This window comes from Paenibacillus sp. GM2 (genome assembly GCF_900069005.2).
Classification (GTDB): domain Bacteria; phylum Bacillota; class Bacilli; order Paenibacillales; family Paenibacillaceae; genus Fontibacillus.
Map to the genome: position 1 here is coordinate 207523 of NZ_LN831277.1, position 25603 is coordinate 233125.

General features: G+C 48.8%; 21 protein-coding genes and 1 pseudogene. 20 read left to right on the plus strand and 2 right to left on the minus strand.

Features of this window, described 5'->3' with window-relative positions; genetic code table 11:
* Positions 1–13 precede the first annotated feature (13 nt).
* From hprK to BN1360_RS04605, 17 genes and pseudogenes are all read left to right on the plus strand, one after another.
* Positions 14–931 (plus strand): HPr(Ser) kinase/phosphatase, encoded by a 918-nt coding sequence (hprK, locus tag BN1360_RS04525; protein WP_068778698.1) that lies wholly within the window; start codon positions 14–16, stop codon positions 929–931.
* Between the two features lie 59 nt (positions 932–990).
* Complete coding sequence (gene sfsA / locus BN1360_RS04530; RefSeq protein ID WP_068778699.1) at positions 991–1710, plus strand: DNA/RNA nuclease SfsA; 720 nt, start codon at positions 991–993, stop codon at positions 1708–1710.
* A gap of 64 nt (positions 1711–1774) precedes the next feature.
* Positions 1775–2938 carry a tryptophan synthase subunit beta gene (gene trpB, locus BN1360_RS04535; protein ID WP_068778700.1) on the plus strand — a complete coding sequence of 388 codons (1164 nt, stop codon included), beginning with the start codon at positions 1775–1777 and terminating at the stop codon, positions 2936–2938.
* 207 nt (positions 2939–3145) lie between these two features.
* Positions 3146–4570 (plus strand): stalk domain-containing protein, encoded by a 1425-nt coding sequence (locus BN1360_RS04540; protein ID WP_068778701.1) that lies wholly within the window; start codon positions 3146–3148, stop codon positions 4568–4570.
* A 33-nt stretch (positions 4571–4603) separates the two neighbouring features.
* The gene (locus BN1360_RS04545) at positions 4604–5464 is read left to right on the plus strand and encodes a phosphate ABC transporter substrate-binding protein (RefSeq protein ID WP_068778702.1); all 861 of its coding nucleotides are present in this window, start codon (positions 4604–4606) and stop codon (positions 5462–5464) included.
* A gap of 166 nt (positions 5465–5630) precedes the next feature.
* Positions 5631–6482 (plus strand): phosphate ABC transporter permease subunit PstC, encoded by an 852-nt coding sequence (gene pstC / locus BN1360_RS04550; RefSeq protein ID WP_420707880.1) that lies wholly within the window; start codon positions 5631–5633, stop codon positions 6480–6482.
* Positions 6483–6485: 3 nt separating this feature from the next.
* A complete protein-coding gene (gene pstA, locus BN1360_RS04555; RefSeq protein WP_068778703.1) occupies positions 6486–7367 on the plus strand; it encodes a phosphate ABC transporter permease PstA in 882 nt (293 codons plus the stop codon).
* A gap of 342 nt (positions 7368–7709) precedes the next feature.
* A complete protein-coding gene (locus tag BN1360_RS04560) occupies positions 7710–9209 on the plus strand; it encodes a malate:quinone oxidoreductase (protein ID WP_068778704.1) in 1500 nt (499 codons plus the stop codon).
* Positions 9210–9332: 123 nt separating this feature from the next.
* On the plus strand, positions 9333–10106 hold the full coding sequence (locus BN1360_RS04565; protein ID WP_068778705.1) for an SMI1/KNR4 family protein: 774 nt from the start codon (positions 9333–9335) through the stop codon (positions 10104–10106).
* Positions 10107–10487: 381 nt separating this feature from the next.
* Positions 10488–11396, plus strand: a pseudogene (locus BN1360_RS26290) (endo-1,4-beta-xylanase); the annotation flags it as partial.
* Positions 11373–12155 (plus strand): cellulose binding domain-containing protein, encoded by a 783-nt coding sequence (locus BN1360_RS26295; RefSeq protein ID WP_195714233.1) that lies wholly within the window; start codon positions 11373–11375, stop codon positions 12153–12155. The pseudogene BN1360_RS26290 and the gene BN1360_RS26295, both read left to right, overlap by 24 nt.
* Positions 12156–12627: 472 nt before the next feature.
* Positions 12628–13560: an ArsR/SmtB family transcription factor gene (locus tag BN1360_RS04580; RefSeq protein ID WP_068778706.1), complete on the plus strand. Its 933-nt coding sequence runs from the start codon at positions 12628–12630 to the stop codon at positions 13558–13560.
* Between the two features lie 210 nt (positions 13561–13770).
* Complete coding sequence (locus BN1360_RS04585) at positions 13771–15057, plus strand: ABC transporter substrate-binding protein (protein WP_068778707.1); 1287 nt, start codon at positions 13771–13773, stop codon at positions 15055–15057.
* An 18-nt stretch (positions 15058–15075) separates the two neighbouring features.
* Positions 15076–15963, plus strand: coding sequence for a carbohydrate ABC transporter permease (locus BN1360_RS04590; protein ID WP_068778708.1), 888 nt, complete (start codon positions 15076–15078; stop codon positions 15961–15963).
* A gap of 3 nt (positions 15964–15966) precedes the next feature.
* Positions 15967–16773 carry a carbohydrate ABC transporter permease gene (locus BN1360_RS04595; protein ID WP_068778709.1) on the plus strand — a complete coding sequence of 269 codons (807 nt, stop codon included), beginning with the start codon at positions 15967–15969 and terminating at the stop codon, positions 16771–16773.
* Positions 16770–17780 (plus strand): hypothetical protein, encoded by a 1011-nt coding sequence (locus BN1360_RS04600; RefSeq protein ID WP_068778710.1) that lies wholly within the window; start codon positions 16770–16772, stop codon positions 17778–17780. The genes BN1360_RS04595 and BN1360_RS04600 overlap by 4 nt, the downstream gene beginning before the upstream one ends.
* Before the next feature lie 161 nt (positions 17781–17941).
* Complete coding sequence (locus BN1360_RS04605; protein WP_068778711.1) at positions 17942–19741, plus strand: glycoside hydrolase family 2 protein; 1800 nt, start codon at positions 17942–17944, stop codon at positions 19739–19741.
* 226 nt (positions 19742–19967) lie between these two features.
* On the opposite strand, the gene BN1360_RS04610 is transcribed toward BN1360_RS04605, so the two are convergent.
* Positions 19968–20531, minus strand: a complete 564-nt coding sequence (locus tag BN1360_RS04610; protein WP_068778712.1) for a helix-turn-helix domain-containing protein — start codon at positions 20529–20531, stop codon at positions 19968–19970.
* 194 nt (positions 20532–20725) lie between these two features.
* On the opposite strand from BN1360_RS04610, the gene BN1360_RS04615 reads away from it, so the two are divergent.
* Together BN1360_RS04615 and BN1360_RS04620 are read left to right on the plus strand one after the other, a co-directional pair.
* The gene (locus BN1360_RS04615; RefSeq protein ID WP_068778713.1) at positions 20726–21979 is read left to right on the plus strand and encodes a CynX/NimT family MFS transporter; all 1254 of its coding nucleotides are present in this window, start codon (positions 20726–20728) and stop codon (positions 21977–21979) included.
* Between the two features lie 269 nt (positions 21980–22248).
* Positions 22249–23721, plus strand: coding sequence for a protein adenylyltransferase SelO (locus BN1360_RS04620; RefSeq protein WP_068778714.1), 1473 nt, complete (start codon positions 22249–22251; stop codon positions 23719–23721).
* 102 nt (positions 23722–23823) lie between these two features.
* Here the strand turns inward: BN1360_RS04620 and BN1360_RS04625 are convergent, their stop codons facing one another.
* Positions 23824–24711 (minus strand): LysR family transcriptional regulator, encoded by an 888-nt coding sequence (locus BN1360_RS04625; protein ID WP_068778715.1) that lies wholly within the window; start codon positions 24709–24711, stop codon positions 23824–23826.
* A gap of 126 nt (positions 24712–24837) precedes the next feature.
* Between BN1360_RS04625 and BN1360_RS04630 the strand changes: the two genes are divergently transcribed.
* Entirely contained in the window at positions 24838–25506 is a 669-nt protein-coding gene (locus BN1360_RS04630) for an O-methyltransferase (protein WP_068778716.1), read from the plus strand.
* The last annotated feature ends 97 nt before the right edge of the window (positions 25507–25603 follow it).

Consider the following 25603-nt stretch of genomic DNA (forward strand, 5'->3'; position numbering starts at 1 on the left):
GGAGGAGAGGCATATGAAGACGATCACTGTTCAGAGACTGGCCGAGGTATTCAAATTAGAGGTGCTTACTGGAGCCGGCTACATCGACCGCGAGATTACCCGACCTCGTACCCATAGACCGGGGCTGGAGTTTGTAGGGTATTTTGATTTTTTTCCAATGAAAAGGGTTCAAATACTGGGTCGCAAGGAGATTACCTATTTATTGACGCGTACGGTAGAGGAACGCAAGCTGCATATTGGGAATATCGTTAAATATCATCCGCCTTGCTTTATTGTGACGTCGGGCCAGCAGGAGATCCCCTTCCTCACCCTGTTCTGCGAGCAGGAAGGCATCCCTTTGCTGAGAACATCAGAGACAACAACGGATTTTATCGCCAAGCTGGATGGTTATCTGGTGAAGGCGCTGGCACCGGAAGTATCGATTCATGGGGTATGTATAAATGTCTCCGGCATAGGTATTCTGCTTAGAGGCAAATCCGGTATTGGCAAAAGTGAGACAGCCCATACGCTTATCCGCAGGGGACATCGATTTGTAGCGGATGATATTGTGGTGCTCAAGAGGCTTGGTCCAACAACGCTGCTTGGGTCCCATAATGAGACTACCCGTGAATTCCTTGCCCTGCGCAGCGTTGGACTGATTAACGTCGTACGCCAATATGGGCGAAGAGCTTTTCAAGATGAGACGCGGATTGTGCTTGATATTGAGTTAACCCCGTGGAAGGGGGATTCTCTGAACAACGAGCTGGAGGTCGTGCCTCAGTTCACGGATTATCTGGGTGTCCAGATACCGCATCTCGAAATTCAGCTGCAGCCGGGCCGCGATGTAGCCGGTTTGATCGAGGCAGCGGCGAATAATTGGTATTTGAAGCAGCTGGGCTATAGTGCCGCGGAGGAGTTTATGAAGCGGATCGAGGACGAGATGCAATCCTAAGTAAGCCCTTAATGTAGTTTAGTCTCGTTATAGGAGGATGACCTTAGAAAGGACAAGATATGAAATATAGGAATAGGGTCCAGGGCAGTTTCGAGAAGAAGCTGAATCGGTTTATTGCCGAAGTGTATGTGAACGGGATCAAGGAGCAGGTGCATATCAAAAATACGGGGCGTTTAACAAACCTGCTTCAGCCCGGCGTAGAAGTTCTGTTGGAATTAAACGATCGACCTAATCGAAAGACGCGATTTTCACTAATCTCGGTGGCAAAAGAGGGCGGCTGGGTCAATATTGATTCCCTGGCATCTAACAGAATGGCGTATGAGGCGCTCAAGGCAGGAAAGCTGGCGGAGTTTGGCGCAGTGAACTATATACAAAGGGAAGTTACTTATGGAGATTCCCGGTTTGATCTTTATTTTGAAAAGGCAGCGGAAAAGGGATTTATCGAGGTAAAAGGAGTGACCCTTGAGCAGGGTGGGGCAGCCATGTTTCCCGATGCGCCAACCTCCAGGGGGACCAAGCATGTGCTGGAATTAATCAAGGCGGCTCAAGAGGGATATACCTGCGCTATTCTATTTATCGTGCAAATGAAGGGCTGCCACGCTTTCGCCCCGCATCGGGAGATGGACCCGGCTTTTGCAAATGCCTTGCGGCAGGCGTCGCTTCAAGGCGTGCAGATCCTGGCCTACGACGCACGGGTTGAGGAAGATGCTTGCATGATCGATGCACCGCTTCCGGTTCATATTGAAGGGATAGAGGCTCGGAAAATAAACCGCCCATAATTAGCGAATTATGGTACGATAGTAAGAAAATTTTCGATTGTATCTATTTTGGAGGTGTTCAATGATGAGCCAGCAGCCGCAGCAAGCAGGTTATTTTGGAGAGTTCGGAGGCAGCTTTGTACCGCCGGAGTTGCAAGAGGTCATGGACTATTTAAGCGAACAGTTCTACAAGTTCAAGGATGATCCCGAATTTAACGAAGAGCTTCGCTATTATTTGCGTGAATATGTGGGTCGGGAGAGCCCGTTGACTTATGTGCAGCGATTATCCGATGCCTGGGGTGGGGCTAAGATCTACCTGAAGCGAGAGGATTTAAATCATACAGGAGCACATAAAATAAATAACGCAATCGGCCAAATTCTGTTAGCGAAGCGAATGGGCGCGAAGCGGATTATTGCTGAGACGGGTGCTGGACAGCACGGGGTGGCAACGGCGACGGCCTGCGCCATGTTCGATATGGAATGCGTCATCTATATGGGGGCTGAAGACACCCGCCGGCAAGCGCTGAACGTATTCCGGATGGAGCTGCTGGGGGCTACCGTCGTTCCGGTGAATAAGGGACAAGGCCGGTTGAAGGATGCAGTAGATGAAGCGCTGAATGATCTAGTGATGAACTATCAAAATACATTTTATCTGCTGGGTTCTGCGGTGGGCCCTCATCCTTTTCCGACGATGGTCAAGCACTTCCAATCTATAATCAGTGAGGAATCCAAACGGCAAATTCTGGAGAAGGAAGGTCGCTTGCCTGATGCGGTGATCGCTTGCGTCGGGGGCGGCAGCAATGCGATCGGCGCCTTTGCTCATTATATCGATGAGCCAGGCGTTCGTCTGATCGGGGTCGAGCCGGACCAAGCTCCAACCTTGACGCAGGGCGTTCCGAGCGTGATTCATGGCTTCAAATGTCTGGTGCTCCTCGATGAGGAGGGCCAGCCGCAGAAGACCTATTCGATTGCAGCGGGCCTCGATTACCCGGGTATTGGGCCGGAGCATAGCCATTTGAAGGTATCTGAGCGGGGGGAATATGTGACCGTATCTAACGAGGAAGTGCTCGAAGCATTTCAGGAGTTATCCCGCATAGAGGGGATTATACCTGCGCTGGAGAGCGCTCATGCGGTTGCCCATGCGAAGAAGCTGGCGCCTACGATGCGTAAAGATCAGATTCTTATTGTCAATTTATCTGGTCGCGGGGATAAGGATGTTGAGCAAGTGTTCCAAATGCTTCAGAAATGAGCAGCGATTTATTTACAATAATAAATGGAAAGACGACGAGGGACCGAGTCCCTGCGTCGTTTTTTTGTTAACTGCAAATTAGAGGTTTACAATCCTCCGAAATTTTTCCTCCAATTTTACATAACTTTACAATCTTCTGAAATCACTTTAACAAATATATATGACAATCTACTTAGTTACATATGCCAATATAAAAGGGTGAATTGGATGAAGATGAGAAGGATTCTGGGAACAATTCTTGCTTCTGCGCTCGTGACCTCGTCAGTGGCTGTAGTTACTGCGGCTGCGGCTGAAGCGAGCCCAAAGCCGGCAGTTGCTAATTCCGGGGCTAATCAACTTAAAGTAGTTAGCGGCGCCGTAACGATCGACGGCGACAAAATTTCGCTCAAGACGACGGTCGCAGGTAAGACGATGCTGTATTCGCTTCGCGACTTGGCTGGCGGACTAGGGGTTACCATCAAACAAAGCGGTGAAAGTCTCATTCTGACGGATAGTCAGGGATTGCATGAAGTAACCCTCAAAGCCGGTTCCAAAAGCTACAGTCTCGATGGAGCAACAGCGCAATTTACGATCGCTCCGCAGCACGTGGGAAGTTCATTGTTTGTTGAGCCTATCACACTGGTCCAAGCTTTGGGAGGAGAAGTGCTGGAGACGGGCGAGCTGCGCAGTGTGGCCCGCTTAAGCGGCCAGTTTGCTGCGCCGTTGTTTGATGCTGCTGGCAACATCATCGTTAGTCAAGAAGATGCGGAGACAGCGCAGTTGATCAAGCTGGGAAGAAGCGGGCAAGTGGAGATGTTCTCCGATAATGGCAACGTTATTGGCGCCGCCGTATCACCTGACGGTTCCTTGGCTGCATTTACCGATGAGGAAGGGGCTTTATTCCTCCTGAATACGGCAAGCGGCAGAATCAAACCCCTTGGCACGGACACGTCGGTCAAGACCGATCTGGCCTGGTCTGCTGATGGTCAGAAAGTCTACTTTATCCAAGGTGACAAACAAGAAAAAATCGCATACATAAGTCTGGATACCGGCAAGATCACACAAGTACTGGCTGATAAAGTAGAGAATAAATCGGAAGTGCAGGTATCTGCGGACGGGAAGAAGCTCGTCTACTTCGTTAACGTGACGGGTAAAGCCGAGACGGATAAAGAAGGAACGGAAGAATCACTGACTATCGATTACTCCCAGGCGGGTTCGCAAGTGTTCTCACTCGAGCTTGGCAATCCGGAGGCCAAACCTGTGCAGTTGACCCAGCAATTAGACAATAAAATATACCTGTCCCTGTGGTCAGACGGCAGCGTGGCTTACATCAGCGCTGATCCGGATGGCAAGGTAGAGAACGATACCTTGAAGCTCATTCCTGCGGATGGTTCCCAAATCCGCAATTTAGTTGCTGACGTTAATGTCATCTCCAGTCAATCGATCTCCGGCAAATTGATCGTTCTTGCCGAGACGGCGGATGGCATTAGCAAATGGTTCGAGGTATCCGCCTCGGGCGCCAAAACAGAGCTATTCAGCACTAACGAATCTGTCTCCAACTGGATCATGGCTTCGAATGGGACGATTGCGTTCATTGCAGAAGGCAAAGTAGTGGTCGTGCAAGACGGTAAAGTTTCAGAACTGACGAAATAATATCATTTTATAATCCGGAAGGGGTTACTCAATATGAATTGGTTGAAAAAACTGTCCTTGGCGGCGATCGCTTCGGCATTCCTCTTGTCTGCTACACTTACAGGCTCCGCAGGGGCAAAGGATGAACTGAAGGGTAAAATTACGGTAAACGGTTCGACAGCACTGCTGCCTTTGACGCTGCAAGCTGCAAAGGAGTTCCAGAAGTTGCATCCCAAAGTAAAAATTGCGGCTTCGGGTAAAGGTTCGGTCACCGGCCCGCAAGCGGTTAAGAAGGGCATTGCCGATATTGGGGCCTGCGATTGGGATGCCAGCGAGGACGTACCCGGCTTTAAGAAGTTCGAAGGTCAAGTAGCCAATAAAGTGGCGGTAATCCCGTTTGCAACGATCGTGAACAAGAGCGTTAAGGTGGACAGCCTTACAACGGAACAATTAAAAGGCATTTACTCGGGCAAAATCACTAACTGGAAAGAGGTTGGCGGCGACGACAAGGATATCGTAGTAATTACCCGTTCCTTCGGTTCCGGTACTCGCGTTAATTATCAGGCTAAAGCGCTTGGGGGCGGAGACATTGTCAAGAAGGAGAAGAATTACAAGGAAGTGGGCTCCAGCGGCGACATGAAGACAGCTGTGGCCACTACGCCAAACTCGATTGGTTATATCGACTTGACTTATATTAGCGGTGATGACATCAAGGCTGTGAAGCATAACGGGGTGGAAGCTACCGTTGAGAACGTAATTAACGGCAAATACAAGATTTGGTCTTACGGCTACTATATGACCAAGGGTCAGCCAACCGGCGAGACGAAAGCTTTCATCGAATACGTACAAAGCAAAAAGTTCCAGGAAGGTTCCCTGAAAAAATTGAAATTCATTCCGATCTCGGCAATGAAATAAATCAGCGATAGCTGCAATTCGACCAGTCTCTGATTTACGGGACTGGTCCTTATATATGGGAGGAACCAGGTTGAACATTTCTGCTCATCAAGCTGCCCGGGAAGCCGGGGCAGAATTACATCCGCGCCGTCGCTGGAAACCTGCGTCGAGAAATACTCGGGCCCGGGTGGTAAACTGGCTATTTAAATACTATTTCCTGTTCAGCATTTTAGCGCTTTGCCTGGTATTGGCGATGGTCATCTTCTTTATCGGGAAGACGGCGCTGCTGACCTTTCAAGAAGTAACGCCAGCCGAGTTCTTCTTCTCATTCGATTGGACGCCGGAGGAGGATCGCTTCGGAGCCGCGTTATTTATCGTCAATACATTGTCTTTAACGGTTTTGACCTTAATCATTGCCGTTCCATTATCCTTAGGGATGGCTATTCTGATCGCGGAGATGGCACCTGCATGGCTGAAGAAGTTCGTAAGCCCGCTGCTTGATTTGTTAGTCGGGATCCCGTCCATCGTCTATGGTTATCTTGGACTGACCGTGCTGCTTCCACTGCTGCGGGAGCTGAGCGGCGAAGGATTGGGGGATGGCCTGCTGGCCGCCGCATTGGTGCTCACGGTGATGATTCTCCCGACAATCAGCCGTATTAGCGAGGATGCGATCTCCGCCGTACCGGGAAAGTATCGTGATGCTTCTTATGCGCTTGGCGCCACCAGGCTTCAAACCACCTTTAGGGTGGTTCTGCCTGCAGCGGGCCGCGGCATCGTCGCCGCGATTATTCTAGGGATGACCCGGGCGATCGGGGAGACGATGGCTGTGGTCATGGTTATCGGGAATACGCCGCAGCTGGCAAAGTCGCTGTTCGCTCCAACGTCGGTGCTGACAAGCAACATCGTCATGCAGATCTCCAATGTTGATTTTGACTCCACATGGAATTATAGTTTGCACTTAATGGCGTTTCTGTTGCTGCTCATCTCGTTCGTATTGATTCTAATCATCCGTATTATCGGGCGAAAGGGAGGGGCTTAAGCGATGAGCGGATTGAAGCTGTCTCGGAAAACCTCTCGCGCCTTGCTATGGGATCGAATCGCTACAGGCTGCTTTTACGCCTTGGGAGCGGGGGTTCTGCTGCTCGTGTTCTGGCTGCTGTTCACCATTTTGAGCAAAGGACTGCCGCAAATTTCCTGGGGCTTCCTAATTAAGCTGCCGGAGGAGATCGATGCCGGCGGGGGCATCGGACCGATGCTGTTTAACTCCTTCTATATTCTGTTCCTCTCGCTGCTGATCTCAGTTCCGATTGGGGTGGGAGCAGGCATTTATATGGCGGAATATGCACCGAACAATCGATTTACCGAAATTCTTCGTATTTGCGTTGAGTCGTTATCCTCCGTTCCCTCGATCGTATTCGGCTTGCTTGGACTGGCGATTTTCGCCGAATATTTCGGAATTGGGCTTACGATCCTTGGCGGAGCTGTAAGCTTGGCGTTTCTCAACCTGCCGATGCTCGCTCGGGTGACGGAAGAGGCGGTTCGGGCCGTGCCAAATGAACTGCGGCACGCGGCTTATGGATTGGGGACGACCCAGTTCCACATGATCCGTACCGTCGTCATTCCTACAGCCATGCAGGCGATTATCACGGGGATTTGCCTTGTCGCGGGCCGAGCTTTCGGGGAATCGGCTGTTATTATTTTAACGGCGGGGCTTAGTACTTCGGGCGAGATGTGGGACTTTAACCTTTTCTCTCCCGGCGAGACATTGGCCGTTCATTTATGGTACGTTCAGTCCGAAGCAATTGTAGAGGATGCCAGACAGATTGCTGACAAAGCAGCCGCAGTGCTCGTATTTGTCGTTCTTTTAATCAATATGGTATTTCGCGTACCGCTCTGGATCAATAATCGGAAGCTGCGGAAATAGGATGGATGAAATCAAGGGGCTTACTTCAATTGCTGCAATTGAGGTAAGCTTTTTTATCACACTGAAAGAATATTTTAATCCTGCCTATCACTTAAATTTGTAGGCAAGTGTCTATTAAATGAAAAATAAATATCATATAATACAAATAAATAAATTTTTAATTTTAATTATAGAGGTTTGTTTAAAAAGTTCCCCTCTGATCAGAAAGGCTGTCTCTATAATTAATTATTTATTGATCCAGAAGAGGTGTGCGGCGAAGTTCCCCCCGGGTTGTTGTGTAAGTCTGCATAATAGCGCTTACATCTTTTCGTCAAATATTAGAATGTAAGGACGGACGGCAAAATGGCTAACGGACAAAGCAAAACCGACGTTATCTTAATCGGCGCCGGAATCATGAGTGCGACTTTAGGGTCACTGCTGAAAGAACTGGCACCGGACTGGGAAATTACAGTGTTTGAGAGGCGCAGTAGCGCTGGCGAGGAAAGCTCTAACGAATGGAATAATGCAGGAACCGGGCATTCCGCACTGTGTGAGCTTAACTACACCGTAGAAAAACCGGATGGATCCATTGATGTTAGTAAAGCGATCAAGGTTAATGAAGAGTACCAGGTTTCCAAGCAGTTTTGGTCTTATCTAGTAAACAGCAAGCTGATCCGCAATCCGCGAGACTTTATTATGCCAGTGCCTCATATGAGCTTTGTACAAGGAGCTAAGGATGCAGCCTTTTTAAAGAAGAGATTCGAAGCATTATCCAGCAATCCGCTATTCCAGGGGATGGAGTATTCGGATGATCCGGCGAAGCTGGCGGAGTGGATTCCACTGATGATGAAGGACCGGAAGATAAGTGGCCCGATCGCGGCTACAAGGATTGACTCGGGCACGGATGTCAATTTTGGCGCTTTAACACGCATATTGTTTGAGCATTTGAAGAGTAAGGGCGTTGATATGAAGTTCAACCAGCACGTCCATGATGTGAAGCGGACTAGTGATGGCAGATGGGAATTGAAGGTGCGGAATATCGAGAGCGGCACGGTTACACGCCATACGGCGAAATTTGTCTTTATCGGCGGTGGGGGAGGAAGCCTTCACTTGCTGCAGAAATCCGGCATTCCTGAAGGCAAAGGAATCGGCGGATTCCCGATAAGCGGATTGTTCATGGTGTGTAAGAATCCGGATGTCGTTGCGCAGCATTATGCCAAGGTATACGGCCAGGCTCAGGTTGGGGCTCCACCGATGTCTGTTCCGCATCTGGACTCCAGATTAATCGGGGGCAAGGAATCCTTATTATTTGGTCCGTTCGCCGGCTTTTCGCCTAAGTTCCTTAAGTTTGGTTCTATGTTCGATCTGATCACTTCGGTTAAACCGCATAACCTCATCACGATGTTGGCTTCAGGTACGAAAAACCTGTCATTGGTAACTTATCTGATCAAGGAATTGATGCAATCGAAGGAAAAACGCGTGCAAACGTTGCGGGAATTTGTACCGAATGCCAAATCCGAGGATTGGGATCTGGTGGTCGCAGGCCAGCGCGTACAGATTATCAAGGACACGAAAAATGGCAAAGGCACACTGCAATTTGGTACGGAGGTCATTAGCGCGGCTGACGGCTCCATTGCGGCACTGCTCGGTGCTTCACCAGGGGCTTCTACCGCGGTTCCCGTCATGCTCGAAGTGATCAATAAGTGCTTCCCGCAGCATATCAAAGAGTGGGAGCCAAAGATCAAAGAGATGATTCCTTCCTACGGCGTTCGGCTCTTAAGCAAGCCGGAACTGATCCAATCGATCCATACTTCTACAGCGCGGACGCTGGGTTTGACTAATGAAGCGCAGGTTGTTCGATAAATAGCTAGGCGGCCTTCTCCTGAATTTCTAGGGATGAAGGCCGTTTTGTTAGGTTTGAAATGAACCCTGGTATTTATCTACGGGAAAATGCAAATAAATCTGTGATTGGAGAGGTGGATCGCTGTGGAGAAGAGCTATAAAAAGATCGATGCAGTAATAGAGAAGATGCAAGAGGTGCTGGAAGTGATCCGTGAACAAGATGCGGAATTTTACGCCAAGTATCCGATGAGTCTGATTACAGAAGCGGAAGAGCAAGATGTACATACCGTTGCTGAAAAATGGCGGTTGCCTGATGAATACCTGTATTTCTTGCAGCATTATGTCCCTGAATCGCTGGGCTGGAGCACGGATGATTATATCAATCTCGATATTTACGGTGCCAGAGATATCGTGCAGGGTCAGTTGGGGTACAACTATAATCCCGTAACAAATGAAGTTATCCCGGAATGGCCAGCCAGCTATCTGGTTATTGCTTCGGATGAAGGCGACCCTTATTGCCTTGACCTATCCAGAGGGGATACTGTTATATTTACTGCGGAACACGGGACAGGCTCTTGGGACTTCGACGTTGCTTATGACAACCTGGAGCAGTTCCTGCATAGCGTCCTGCTGCCGCGCAGTTCTGAGGATGGGGAGCCCGGTCAGACTGAAGATTACGACTATTATAAAGTATTCATTACAGGTGAAGGCAACGATAAGATAAAGACACTGTTATTCATTAAAAAGACCTTTTCCTGTGATTATGCACAAGCGAAAGCCTATTTGAGCGCCTTGCCTGTACAGGTGTTTAAAGGTATTGAATCATACGCCAGAAAAATAGAGACTGATCTGCAAAGTATCGGTGCGGATTATGAGCTGCGCCAAATTGGTTTTGGGGAATTTATTGCCGCGGATTAGATTCCCCCGCTAAAACCTGCTACTCACCCTCCATGTGCTTAGCAGGATGGAATCAAGATACCCACTCCGTACCCTATCCTCTGTTTTTGCTGCCATTAAAGAAACAATCCGCAGGCTCGCATTATTTCCATTCCAAAGAAAGACAGGGATATGCCACACCTAAGATCGATAATTTTTAAAGTAAAAACCGTATGTATTTCAACTTTTTGTGGATGAAATTGTAATTTACAATTGTAAATGTAAGCGATTTAATAATTTGGAGGTGGTTGGGACCCTGCGGCGAAGGTTCAAGCTAGCTAGGCCGGATGGAATCAAAGATCATGATGGAGGAGGTAATGGGTTATGCAGAAATCGAAATGGATTTCTTTGTTCGTTGCGATCATGATACTGAGTGGGCTGCTCTTGTCTGCCCTTGCTGAAAAAGCCGATGCGAGCCTTGCTTCAGGCAGCAAGTTTTTGGGCAATGTGATCGGAAGCAGCGCTCCCTCGAATTTCACCACTTACTGGAATCAGGTCACGCCGGAGAATGCGACGAAATGGGGTTCCGTCGAGTCCACACGCAATACTATGAACTGGTCTAATGCGGACTTGATCTATAATTATGCGCAGACCAACAAAATTCCTTTCAAGTTCCATACGCTTGTCTGGGGCAGCCAGGAGCCAGGCTGGATCGGCAGCCTATCCGCGGCCGATCAAAAGGCGGAAGTAACGGAATGGATCAAGCTCGCCGGACAGCGCTACCCGACGGCGGAATATGTTGATGTTGTTAACGAGCCGCTTCATGCCAAGCCTAGTTATCGCAACGCCATTGGCGGCGATGGCACCACGGGTTGGGATTGGGTCATTTGGTCGTTCCAGCAAGCAAGAGAGGCATTCCCCAATTCGAAGTTATTGATTAACGATTATGGCATCATCAGTGATCCGAACGCCGCATCGCAATATCTGACCATTATTAATCTTCTGAAGGACAGGGGATTAGTTGACGGTATCGGAATTCAATGTCATTATTTCAACATGGATAATGTATCGGTTAGTACGATGAACAGTGTCCTCAACTCACTATCCGCTACGGGCTTGCCAATCTACGTATCAGAATTGGACATGACTGGCGATGACGCTACGCAGCTGTCCCGCTATCAGACGAAGTTCCCGGTACTTTGGGAGAACCCGAACGTGAAGGGGATTACCTTGTGGGGTTACATTCAGGGGCAAACCTGGGCGTCCGATACGCATTTGGTGACCTCGGCTGGCGCTGAGCGTCCGGCCATGCAATGGCTGAAGCAATATTTGGGCGGCGGAAGCACGCCGATTGTACCTGCTGCGCCAACCGGTTTGACGGCAACAGCGGGCAATGCCCAAGTTGCCCTGAGCTGGGCGGCCTCAAGCGGGGCAACGAGCTATACGGTGAAGCAGGCAACGGCCAGCGGAGGCCCGTATACGGATGTGGCAACCAATCTTACGGCGACGAGTTATACGAAGACGGGGTTAACGAACGGAACAACGTATTACTACGTCGTCACGGCCACGAATGCCGCCGGGACGAGCGGCAACTCCTTGCAAGTGAGTGCTGCACCTAGCAGTGGTGGAGGCAGTGGCGGGGGCAATCTTGTGGTCCAATACAAGGCGCAGAATACGAATGCTTCCTCCAATACGCTGGCTCCGAACTTCGTGATCAAGAATAACGGCACTTCAGCCGTCAATCTCAGTAATTTGAAAATCCGGTATTACTTTACGAAGGATGGCAATCAGGCGCTGAATTCGTATATCGACTGGGCAGCGGTTGGCAACTCCAATGTCAGCGCGGCCTTTGAAAGTACAACGGGGACCAATGCGGATACGTACTTGGAGATTTCCTTTGGTTCCGGGGCGGGCTCGATAGCGCCAGGCGCAACATCGGGTGATATTCAGACGCGAATTGCCAAAGCCGACTGGTCCAACTTCAATCAATCCAATGATTACTCGTATGACCCTACAAAGACGTCCTATACCGACTGGAATAAAGTAACCATCTATCAGTCTGGAACACTTATCTGGGGAATTGAGCCATAATATGATCAAGACCGGAATGGGGCAACCCATTCCGGTCTTTTATTCTTGCTGGAACAAGGATAAACCATTAAGCAATCGCCTACTGATTCTAGGTTATCTTGGTAAAGTCTACGAATAATGCTGCCAGTTGTTCTGCTGCTTGATCCTCGTCCGGCATGGTGACTTTGATTGCCTGCATCGTTAATTCCTCCTCTGAACGATGAAGCTCAAAAATTGGTTAATTGCTCAATCATTCCATCCAGCCTTTCCTCGGTGAACAGTCGAAGGCTCATTAACTTTGTTATAAGCGCTCATGACTGTACAAGGCTGGGACTAACGCACCCCTCCCTCGAAGCTAGCATGGGGAATGGTATAATTGGGGACAAATAGGGCCCTGCTCTAAGTCATTAATTACATAATTATTGATTTATTCCAAAAAAATCGCCTATAATAGATATTGCCTATATATAAATTAGAATGGTAGGTGACAGCGTTGTTTGAAGTTGGAATTGATGAGCCGGACAAGCTTGTCCAGGTTGCTCATGCATTATCTACGAGAGCTAGGGTTGATATATTGCGTTTACTCTCTTCCAAGAGTATGAATGTCATTGCGATTGCTGAGGAATTGTCTTTACCGGTCTCTACGGTAGCCAATAATGTCCGGATTCTCGAAGCGGCGGAGTTGATTCATTCGGAATTGCTTCCCGCAGTGCGCGGAGCCATGAAGGTATGTACGCGTACTTATGATGATGTTCATATTATGCTGAATACAGTCGTCCGCGGGCCGGATGATGGGCAGCAGGTGTATGAGATTGAGATGCCGATTGGCCAGTATAGCGACTGTGAGGTGTACCCTACCTGCGGTATGGCGAATGCTGAGGCGATGATCATTAAGGAGGACGAACCGGCCAGCTTTTATCATCCGAATCATGTGGGCGCCGGCATTATCTGGTTCCGCAAAGGTTATGTGGAGTATTTGATGCCGCTTGAAATTCCGCAAAATGCACGAATTGAAGCGATTGAATTCTCTATGGAGCTATGTTCGGAAGCGCCAAACTTTGATAATGACTGGCCATCAAACATCTCGGTATGGGTCAACGATGTAGAGATCGGAATGTGGACCAGCCCCGGGGATTTTGGGGATCGAAGAGGCAGGCTTAGTCCGGCTTGGTGGAGCAAGCAGACGACGACGCAATACGGTTTGCTGAAGACATGGCGGGTTGACGCCGAGCGTACGACGCTGGATATGAAGAAGGTGTCGGATGTCATACTGTCGGACTTGCGGCTGGAGCAGAAGCCTAGCGTGAAGCTGCGTATTGGCGTAAAGGCGGATGCGGTACATAAGGGCGGAGTCAATTTATTCGGTCGGCATTTTGGCGATTACGAGCAGGATATCATTATGAAAGTGCATTACACATGCTACTGAAATAAAGAGGATTTATAGAAACAAGCATTAGTTACCAAATTATTGTAGCTAATGCTTTTTTATATCGATTAATTACAATAAAATTAAATGAAAGCGTTGACAATGAAATAAACCGGCCCTATAATCAAATAAAAATACATGATATTTGTATCAAAACAAATATTTTGTATCTTTTATCGACAAATTTCTATTTAAAAGGGGAGGAAGACTATGAAGAAATCGTTAGTGACGTTGGTATTACTGGTATTTATGAGCACTCTGATTCTCAGCGCCTGTGGCGAAAGCAAGCAGGATGGGGGCTCGTCTTCAAGTGGCAAGAAGGTTACATTGTCTTTTTGGACGTTGTTCTCTGGCGGTGACGGCGACAATATGCAGGCGATGATCGATTTGTTCAATAAAGAGCACCCGGATATACAGATCAAAAATACGAAGCTGGAATGGGGCGAATACTACACCAAGCTCATCACAGCGGTGGGCAATGGCAACGGCCCTGATATCGGCATTTCCCATACTTCCAGACTCCCCGATCTGATCGACCAAGGCGTTGTAAGCGGGCTTGATGATATCGCTGCTTCAGCCGGTGTAGATTGGAACTCTTTCAACCAGAACCTTCTCTCCGCAACCGAAGTAGATGGCGTTCATTATGCTGTACCCATCGATACTCACCCCTTCATCATGTACTACAACAAGAAACTGTTAACGGAAGCCGGACTGCTTGGTTCGGATGGCAAGCCCACGATAGAGCCCGGGGCCGACGGTTTTGCAGCCTTCCTTCAGACATTAAAAGAGAAACTACCTAACAATATTACTCCTTTTGCGCTTTCTCCTAACAATGATGATCCATTCCGGCTATGGTGGGCTTTATATGCTCAGCTTGGCGGCAACGATGTCATCTCTGACGATCTAAGCAAAGCCCAGGTAGATGAGGCCAAGGCCGTTCAGGCCGCTAAATACATCCAGGATCTCTATCTTCAAAAATATATTAAAGAGAATGACCCTGACTTCTACAAGAACTTCCAGAGCGGAACGGCAGCTATTATGATGACTGGCGTATGGGCTACCGGCACCTGGGAGGGGACGGAAGGACTGGAGTTCGGAGCGATGCCAATTCCGCAGCTATTCGATCAACCGGCAACCTGGGGGGATTCCCACACGATCATTTTACCGGTTCCGAAGAAGGAGGATCCGGCGAAGCGAGAGGCGGCAATTACCTTTGCCAACTGGATCGCGGATAATGGCCAGATTTGGGCCAAGGCAGGGCATATTCCATCCAAGCCTTCGGTTCTCGACAAGCCCGAATATAAGGAAATGCCTTACCGCAGCGATTATGCGGCTGTAGCCGATACCGTCAAATTCAATAAGCCATCCACGAAAAACTGGCAGATTCGCGATATGGCCATGTTCAAATATTTGAATGAAATTTGGGCTAACAAAATGTCGGCAGAGGATGCCATCGCTCAGATGCAGACCGAGATTCAGAAAGTACTTGATAAATAGAGCAGAGGGGTAAACGCAATGAAAATGAGCAAAATGAAGGCGGACCTACAGGCACTTCTATTCTTGCTCCCCTTCCTCATCGTTTACTTTCTGTTTACGATCTGGCCGATGATCAAGGGCGTAGGAATGAGCTTCTACAAATGGACGCTGATCAGGAAGATGGAGTATCTCGGTTTCGGCAACTACGAGAAGCTATGGCATGATCAGGACTTTTGGGCTTCCGTATGGCACGCCTTCCAATTCGTGATATTTACGACTCCCGCGATGGTTGTACTGGCAATTGTTCTGGCTTTGATTGCCAATCGCAACTCCAGGCTGCAGCGGCTGTATCGAAGCGCCTTTTTCCTGCCAAGCGTGTTGTCCGTAGCTGTTGCTTCTTACCTGGGACTATTTATTTTTCAGCCCTATACCGGATTTCTGAACTCCGTCCTCCATTTGCTGCACATCCTGCCTGAAGGGAAGGAGATCTTCTGGCTAACCGAGTTGAATTTGTCCTGGGTGGCGATCTCGGTGCTGACGCTTTGGTGGACGGTTGGGTTCAACTTCATCTTGTATCTGTCTGCGCTGCAGGATGTTTCAGACGATATTTACGAGGCTGCCCGGCTTGACGGAGCGAATGACAATCAGGTGCTCTGGCGGATTACCTTGCCGCTGCTTGGACCGATTACACGCACGATTATCATGCTGCAGATTATCGCTTCCTTTAAAGTGTTTATGCAGATTTACATCATGACGGGCGGCGGACCGCTGGATAAGACCCGGCCGGTCATTCAATACATTTGGCAGACAGGGTTCCGGCATAATGACCTGGGTTACGCAGCGGCGATGTCGTATGTATTGTTCTTCATTCTGCTAGCAATGTCGGCGTTACAGTACTGGATGAACAATCGGAAGGAGGCGAACTAATCTATGAAATGGCTATATCGCATCATCTCGCTTGCCTTCGCCGCTTTTTTCCTGATTCCGCTGGTATGGATGCTCGTGGTCTCGATCAAAAAGGAAGGCATGAAGATCACCTCGGTAGTCGATTGGTTCACCCCGCCTTATTCCTTTGCGGTATACAACGAGGTCATTACGGAAACGAAGCTGCTGCTCTGGTCCTGGAATAGTCTGTTCGTGGCGGCACTGGTCACCCTATTTACGGTTATCATTGCCGCCATGGCCGGCTTTGTATTATCGAAGATTCCTTTTCGCTATAAGACGTTTATCTTCTTGTTTGTATTATCCGGGCTGCTTATTCCCGGTGAAGCGATCCTAATTCCGCTCTATCAATTGGCGAAGGAAATGGGCATCCTGAACTCCTATTTTGGACTTATTCTTCCGGCGTTGGCCTCCCCGATTGCGATTATTGTATTAAAAAGCTTTTTCGATGGGGTGCCCAATGATTTGTTGGAGAGCGTGCAAATGGACGGAGGCGGCACATTGACGATTTTCCGTCGCATTATGCTGCCGCTGACCCGGCCGGCGCTGGCTTCCATGGCGATTCTAACCTTCATCGGTTCATGGAATAACTTCCTCTGGCCATTCTTATCGGTAACGGATGACAGCCTGTTCACCCTGCCGATGGGAATACCAACTCTGATGGATCAGTTCACGGAGGACTATGTTAAGCCGATGGTCATCAATACAGTCGCTTCGCTGCCGATCGTCGTCGTATTCCTGATCTTTGAAAGGCAGATTATTAAGGGTATCAGTTTGTCGGGGATTAAAGGATGAGTGGACAGCGCGAGAATGCCATCGATATTTTCAAAGGATTCCTGGTGCTTGGCATGGTTTACTGCCATAGTCTGCAGTTTTTCAGTGATCCGCTGGTATATCCGAACGGCCAATACTGGATCGAGGCCATTAATTTGTGGACGTTCTCAGGCCTTGTATTCAGCTTCGGTTATGTATCCCAGCTCGCCTATTACAGTAAACCGTATAAGCTGGCCGCACCGCATATGGCATTGGCTGCGCTGAAGACCTTAATCGCTTTTTATATTTCCGGGTTGGCCTACCGCTTGTTTGTTGACGGGCGAGAGATAAGCTTGGGCACGGTCAAACCGATATTGCTGCTGCAGGATATTCCGGGCTGGTCGGAATTTCTCATATCCTTCAGCTATTTAACCCTTGCGGGAATGCTGTTGTTTGTCCCTCTCCGTTGGTTGGCCGAGCGAAGATGGACGGGGCTGGCTGTCGCTGCTCTGCTGCTGGCTACAACGTGGCTGCCCTATGGGACCATTCATATGCCGCAGTTAGCACCGCTGCTGGGAACGAGGGATTTTGCCTCCTTTCCAATATTGCAATATTTCCCGTATTATTTGGTCGGAATGCTGTTTGCCAAGTATCGCGTCGTCTGGAATTGGAAGGTGTTGATCGCTGCCGGCATAGCTACAGCCCTATTCGTATGGAAATGGCTGTCTGCAGATGCTCTGCCGGAGCGGTTCCCTCCCTCGTTGTGGTGGATCATCGGACCGGCGCTGCTGTTATATGGTTATTACTTGGCGGCCAGGTGGATGGAACGATATGAAGTATGGTTTTTGCCCTTCGCAGCGATGGGGCGTAATGTACTATGGTTTTTAATTATGAGCAATATCCTGATTTTTGCACTAAGCAGCACCCATGATGCGATCATGCTAGGTTTATTTGCAAATCTGTTCATGACGATTGCACTGCTGCTGGTATCCGGATTTGCAATCTGGATTATTGCGAAGAAGAGATCAACAGCTATAAACATTCAATAAGATTAAGAATTTAAAAAGGCCGTTTTTCAGCACCGAGAAGGCTGGATGAGGCTAGAGCATGAGTTGCGGCCGCTCATCCTTGAATGACTTCGTTAGAGGTTTTCTTCGTAAAGGCTGACTTTTTGAATTCCATCTAAAAAACATAAGGATAGGTGAACATAATGGCATTGAAAGATCACTATCGCAAGGAATATCCGCGTCCTCAATTCGTACGTAAGGATTGGCAGGATCTGAACGGAGCATGGGATTTCGCATTTGACGATGCAAATGAGGGAGAGGTGCAAGGCTGGCAACAGCGGTTCACGCCTACGCACACGATTCAGGTACCCTTTGTGTACGAGACGAAAGCCAGTGGAATCGCAGAGGAGTCTTTTCACCCCTACGTATGGTATCAAAGGAAGATTGAAGCGGACGAGAAGCAATTGTCCCGGCGGGTAGAGCTGCGCTTTCAAGCGGTTGATTATGTCGCCAAAGTGTGGGTTAACGGTCAGTTTGCAGGCAGACATGAAGGGGGGTATTCTGCATTTTCCTTCGATATTACTCCGTATTTACATGCAGGTGATGACAATCTGCTCGTGGTCAAGGCGGAGGATAGCGATAGCTGTACACAGCCGCGCGGGAAGCAGCGTTGGAGGAAGGATAACTTTGGCTGCTGGTATGTACAGACGACAGGCATTTGGCAGTCGGTATGGCTGGAATATTTAAGCCCTACTTATGTGAATCATGTCAAAATAACACCTAACTATGATGATCATTCCGTGAGTTTCGAATATAAACTCGACGGCGCTGCCTTTGGGCATGAGCTGTCCGCACGTCAGCTGCAGCTGACGACGATTGTTACGATGGACGATGAGGTAATTAAGCAAGGGACGCTGGCTGTGGATCGCGAGAGTCTGGCCGCTACGGTAAATCTTCAGAGCGATAAGCTGGAGTGGCAGATTGAACGCTGGAGTCCGGAAAACCCGAAGCTGTATGAGGTAGAATTTGTGCTTCAGGAAGACGGAGAGATCTTGGATCGTGTACATTCTTATTTTGGACTGCGTAAAGTATCGATCGAGGACGGCAAGGTGCTGCTCAATAATCATCCGATCTATCAACGCCTGATTCTGGATCAGGGCTATTGGCAGGACAGTCATCTGACACCGCCATCGGAGGCGGCACTGCTGGATGACATTGATAAAATTATGGCGATGGGTTATAACGGCGTGCGCAAGCACCAGAAGATCGAGGATGACCGGTTCCTGTATTGGTGCGATGTGAAAGGCCTGCTAGTCTGGTCGGAGGCTGCTGCCACTTATGAATTTAATGATGAAGCGGTGGATCGCTTCACGCGCGAATGGCTTGATATTGTGCAGCAGCACTATAATCACCCTTGTATCGTAACCTGGGTTCCGTTTAATGAATCGTGGGGAATTGCCAACGTATTTACGGATAGCAAGCAGCAGAAGTTTACTGAAGCGATCTACTATTTAACGAAGTCGATGGATCCGCACCGGCCGGTTGTAGTAAATGACGGATGGGAGCATACGATTTCCGATATTATTACCCTGCATGATTATGAAGAATCGGGCGATGCTCTAAGCCGCCGCTATGCGGATAAGGAGGCCGTCGTTAACAATAAAATCGCTTTCTCCAATTGGAAGTATGCAATGGCGCAGGGTTATAAGTACCGAGGCCAACCGATTCTGATCAGCGAATTCGGCGGGATTGCTTTTCAGAGCGAGGAAGGATGGGGCTACGGTAATCAAGTGGACTCCGATGATGCATTTATTCAGCGCTTCCGTTCAATTACAGAAGCTATCAAGGATCTCGATTATGTATGCGGCTACTGCTATACGCAAGTGTCAGACGTTCAGCAGGAAGTGAACGGACTGTTGACCGAGGACCGCAAGCCAAAGATCGATATGGCTGTCATTAGAGAAATTAACCTGATCAGACGTAAAAGTGCTTGTGAGAGCTGATTAGGGTTGGAGTAGCTCTGCACCAAGGTTAGAAGGGGCTGTCTCGAAAGTCGATTTTCAGACTTGGAGGCGCCCTTTTTGCATACTCCAAAATATGGAGATCATCCCCAGGTTTCGGCCTGGATTCATCGGACGCGGCATGAATTACTCTATGTTTGATCCCCTAGTAGCATACTTTGTTCCAGCAGACGATTTGACGTACAGGCCATGAATGAGGCGCCGCGAATTACACCCCGTATTTAAGAATAATATGAAGCACCACAACATCATCGGAATGATTGGTGTAGACATGCGTTTTGTCGGCGCGAAAGCTTATGGAATCGTATTGGTTCAAGTGATAGGGCTCATCGCTAACCGTGATTGTTATTTCTCCCGACATCACGGTGACAATTTCGGTTGTATTCAAATGATGTTGTTCCGGATAGTAGGAGCTATTGGGCTGCACATAGGCCCGGCACATTTCTATCTCATCGCTTGCATTTTGGAAAATCGGTTCCACGACCCAAGCCTTATCATCCCCGGCAATCCTCAGTCCCTCCCCAGCCCGCGACAGGCTTACCCTGCTTCCGGTTGAGAACAACGCCATGAGAGGAATGGACAAGCTTTTGGAAATTTTCCATAACATCCCTAGCGTTGGATTTGTCTCTCCCCGCTCAATATTTCCGAGCGTCAGCTTGCTAACGCCTGACAGCTCTGCTAGATCACCAAGACTCATATTCCGCTCTTTTCGAAGCTGCTTTAATACAGTTCCCACCTGTAACACCACTTGTTTTGGATCATCGGCTTCCATGGCATTTAGACCTCTCTTTGCATCGCAATAATATTACTCTAAGTATATATTATAGTTTGGTTTTTATAAATCGCAGTAAAATATACTTTACTTTTTAGCTGGACAAATTTCAATTTCGTATATTATAATGTGCAAATAAATATATTTTATATATTATAGTTTATCTTCGCAATATAGATTGGAGAGAAAGCATCATGTGTAGTAAGTCAAATCAAAATAGCCGTATGCGGCATAGTCAACCGAAACCCAAGGCGGCAGCATGGGCAGTTCTGATAGGAATTCTTTTTATAGCTGCCAATATGAGGGCGCCGTTAACTTCGGTTGGCCCCTTAATAGGGCTTATTCGAGAGCATATGCATATTTCAAGCACCTTGGCCGGAATGATCACGACATTGCCTTTGCTCGCTTTTGCGATTTTCTCGCCCTTCGTACCGCGTTTAGGGCGTAAGCTAGGAATTGAACGGATCATACTGGCTTCTGTCCTTTTTCTGACGATCGGCATTGTGCTTCGTTCCTTGTCGGGAATAACGACTCTTTACCTTGGCACCGCTATTCTGGGCTTGTCTATTGCCGTCTGCAACGTATTGCTGCCCAGCCTGATTAAGCGGGAGTTCCCTGAACGCATAGGGCTGATGACGGGGATGTATTCCATTTCTATGAACTTGTTCGGTGCTGCTGCCTCCGGGATTAGCGTTCCGCTGGCCATCGGCATGGGATTAGGCTGGCAGGGGGCGCTAGGGGTTTGGGGTGTTTTAAGCTTCGTCTCTATTTTATGCTGGCTGCCTCACCTGAAACGCCACACCGGAGGCGTGGCCGTTGTACAAGGTCAGGTATCGGGTCGACAAGTGAATTTATGGCGATCTCCGCTGGCATGGCAAGTAACAATGTTCATGGGATTGCAATCGATGGTATTCTATGTCATTATCGCCTGGCTGCCTGAGATATTACAGGAGCAGGGGATATCCGCAGATCGATCTGGCCTGCTGCTTTCCGTGATGCAGCTTGCGCTGCTTCCATTTACATTCATAGTTCCGGTCATGGCCGGACGCATGCGCAATCAGCGATTGTTAGTTACGTTTACGTTCGGACTGCTATTGTTCGGAACACTTGGCCTGCTGTATGGCAGTTCCGCCTTGATTATTGTATGGATGATTATCATTGGAATCGGGGGCGGCTTTGCTTTTGGACTAGCCATGATGTTCTTCGGCTTGCGAACGGAAAATGCCCATCAAGCAGCAGAACTGTCCGGGATGGCTCAATCTGTCGGATATTTGCTTGCTGCCATTGGTCCGACAATGTTTGGTTATTTGCATGATATGACAGGAGGCTGGACGCTTCCTTTATGGATACTGGTTGGCGCTTCCGTTCTGCTCTTTATTTTTGGCCTTGGTGCCGGTAGAGATCGTTATGTAAACAGCGGTAAACAGACGAATTTAGAAATGGACTAATAACCAAACATAATACTTTATTTCTTATAGAGATCTCTTTTAATAGAGATGGGAGTTACCTTAGCACATAGCCCCTACCGCTTAGTCGAAAGCAGTAGGGGCTATGTGCATTAGCATGAAGAGCTAGGGTGTATCCTGCGGACAGTTATCTCTCCTCCTCTGAAAACGGTATAATATATCCCATGGAGCGAACATTAAGTTTATAGTTAGAGATGACTGAACTCGCAGATGAGCTGTAAATATAACATTTAGTAGGTAAAGGAGAGACCATGACGAAACATAAGCAAACAGGATGGAACTTCGATAACAGCTATGTCGGCTTGCCGGCATCATTCTATACCCGGATTGATCCGTCTCAAGTACGATCGCCAAAGTTAATTGTCCTCAATTATCCGTTAGCGTCATCTCTCGGGCTAGACGCCGCGGCGATACAGAGCGATGAAGGGGTAGCGGCACTGGCCGGGAACCGGATTCCTGAGGGAGCCCTGCCTATTGCTCAAGCCTATGCAGGGCACCAATTCGGATACTTCGCAATGCTGGGCGATGGCCGGGCCATACTGTTGGGTGAACAGATCTCACCGCAAGGGGAGAGGTTGGATATTCAGCTCAAGGGCTCGGGCAGAACGCCCTATTCCCGCGGCGGAGACGGCCGGGCTGCGCTTGGTCCGATGCTGCGGGAATATATCATTAGCGAAGCTATGCATGCGCTAGGTATCCCGACTACCCGTAGTCTGGCCGTAGTAGCAACGGGGCAGCCAGTCACTCGCGAGAAGGAGTATCCTGGTGCTATTCTCACACGTGTCGCCGCTAGTCATATTCGCGTCGGAACATTTCAATATGCGGCCCATTACGGTACAGTTCAGGATTTGAGAGCGCTCGCCGACTATACAATGGAACGCCATTATCCCAACATCACGGCGAATGCGCCGGAGGGGCAGGCACGCTATCTTATGCTGCTTGAGGAGGTCATGAAACGGCAAGCTGCGCTGATTGCCAAATGGCAGCTCGTTGGCTTCATCCACGGCGTGATGAATACCGATAATATGACGATCAGCGGAGAGACGATCGATTATGGCCCGTGTGCATTTATGGACACCTATGACCCTGAAACCGTATTTAGTTCCATAGATTCGATGGGCCGCTATGCATATGGCAATCAGCCATATATCGGCGGATGGAATCTGGCGAGATTTGCCGAGACGCTGCTGCCGCTTCTTCATGATGATCAGGAGCTGGCGATTGAATTGGCACAGGATAGAATGTCGCTCTACATGGACTTTTATCATGAAGATTGGCTGCAGGGAATGAGATCGAAGCTGGGGTTAGCGGACAAGGAAGAGGATGACGAACTATTGGTTAACCGGCTGCTTGAACTCATGAAGGAATACGGGGAGGATTATACGAATACCTTTCGGGCGTTAACTTTGAATGAACTTGAGTGTGCGGAAATGTTCAGATCACCTGGATTTACGGAATGGCACCGTCTCTGGAAGGAGAGACTGGGGCGGCAGCGGGATGCGGAAAAAACCTCAACCCAGCTCATGAAGGGCAGCAACCCTGCGATAATTCCTCGTAATTACCGGGTTGAAGCGGCCCTGGAGGCTGCGGAGCAAGGGGATTTGAGCGTTATGGAGCGGCTGCTGGCTGTTCTGTCCAACCCTTATGCCTATGCGGAAGAGCAGGTGGAATACAGCGTTTTGCCTGAGACTACCCAGCCCTACCGCACTTACTGCGGCACTTAATTCAAACTGACATAGCCGCTGCAGAATGGTGAAGCTTGATACGATCATGATCGCCATTTTTGCAGCGGTTTATTATTTAAGATTGCATGTTAAAAACTTTTATCAGGGAGCTTGCCGAATGACCTCTATAAAATGCAACGCCGCAGCCGATAAGGGCTCATGCTTGCGTGTACATATTGCAATTATATTCTTCAGTTGGATTCCCTCGACATACACCCGTGACAATTCTCCCCGTTCCACATCATCCCTCACAACCAGGGAGGATACGAAATTCGCGCCATATCCGGCGATAACCGCTGTGATGGCCTCATGCAATCCGTTGAACTGCAAAGAGATCGTAGGCGCGGGAACGTTATATGTTCGGCACAGAGACAGCAATCTCTCTCGGGTGGAGCTTCCTTCCTCACGCATGACAAAGGGTTCCTTGATGATGTCGGACAGCGTTACCTGCTGATTGGCATAGCGGTGATTTGGTGCGACGACAAACCATAGCTCATCCTGGAACAGTTCCTCCTTCTGGATTGTCTCCGGGTATTCCTCGTCTATTCCGCCATAAATCGCGATATCCGCCTCAACATTCAGCAATTGCTTCAGGGCATCGCTGGAATTGGTTGTCGTAATCATGATCTCTACTTGTTCATACTGCTGCTTGAACCTGGCGAGCCAGGCGGGGATCAGGAAGTGAGCGGGCAAATAGGTTGCGGCAATCCGGATGCTTCCCTTCGTACCGTTACGATAATGCTCCGCGAATTGTTCTATTTGCTGCTCAACAGCAAAGAGCCTTCCGGCAAGCTGCGCAAGCTCCTCACCGCCATCGGTTAGAGAGATTCCTCTTCCCTGGGGCTTCAGCAAGGCAATCCCCAGTTCCTTTTCAAACTTCTTGATTTGCGATGTGATAGAGGGCTGACTTATATTTAACAATTTCGAAGCCCGGGTTACGCTTCCGGTGGATGCGACCGTATGAAATAAACGCAGTGCATGAAGATTCATTCGGAACCTCTTTTCTAACTCATATACTTAATATATAAGTTATTGATAAACATATATTATATTTATGATTATAGTTTGCGTACAATGAGGTGGGAAGTTAAATCTTTGAAATGGAGAGTGATGAACATGCATCAAGCGAAAATATGGGAGGAAGTTGACCAATATATTGCGGAGCATTTAATTCCACATGACCCTATTCTGGAGAGAACACTGGCCGCGAATCGACTGGCTCAGCTGCCTTTGTATGACGTTACTCCAGCTCAAGGCAAATTATTAAATCTATTCGTACAAATGATAGGCGCGAAGCGAATTTTGGAGATTGGTACACTCGGGGCATACAGTACGATCTGGATGGCCAGGGCACTGCCATCTGACGGTAAGATCGTGACGCTGGAGCTCGATCCCTTCCATGCTCAAGTGGCGGAAGCCAATCTGTCTGTTGCTCAGATAAGCCATATGGTTGAATTGAGGGTGGGGGAGGCCCTGCATCAGTTGGCCCGGATGGCCGATGAGGGTGTAGAAACCTTTGATTTCATATTTATTGATGCGGATAAACCGAATAATCCCAAATATTTGCAGTGGGCGCTTCATTTTTCCCATCCGGGAACCGTCATTATGGGAGACAATGTCATCCGCGATGGCGAGATTATCAATGAACAGAGTGAAGACGAACGTGTCCGGGGCGTCAGACAGTTCTACGACCTGTTGGCGGAAGAGCCGCGGATTACGGCCACAGCGATTCAAACGGTAGGCAGTAAGGGCTATGACGGTTTTATGATGGGCATCGTGCGGTAATCAGCTCTACTTTCGCAGAGCGAAAGCCGGTTTAAAGTGCACCGGATGCTGTAGCTTGAATACGCGTGGGGGACGGCTGGCGGCCAGCCTGACGCCG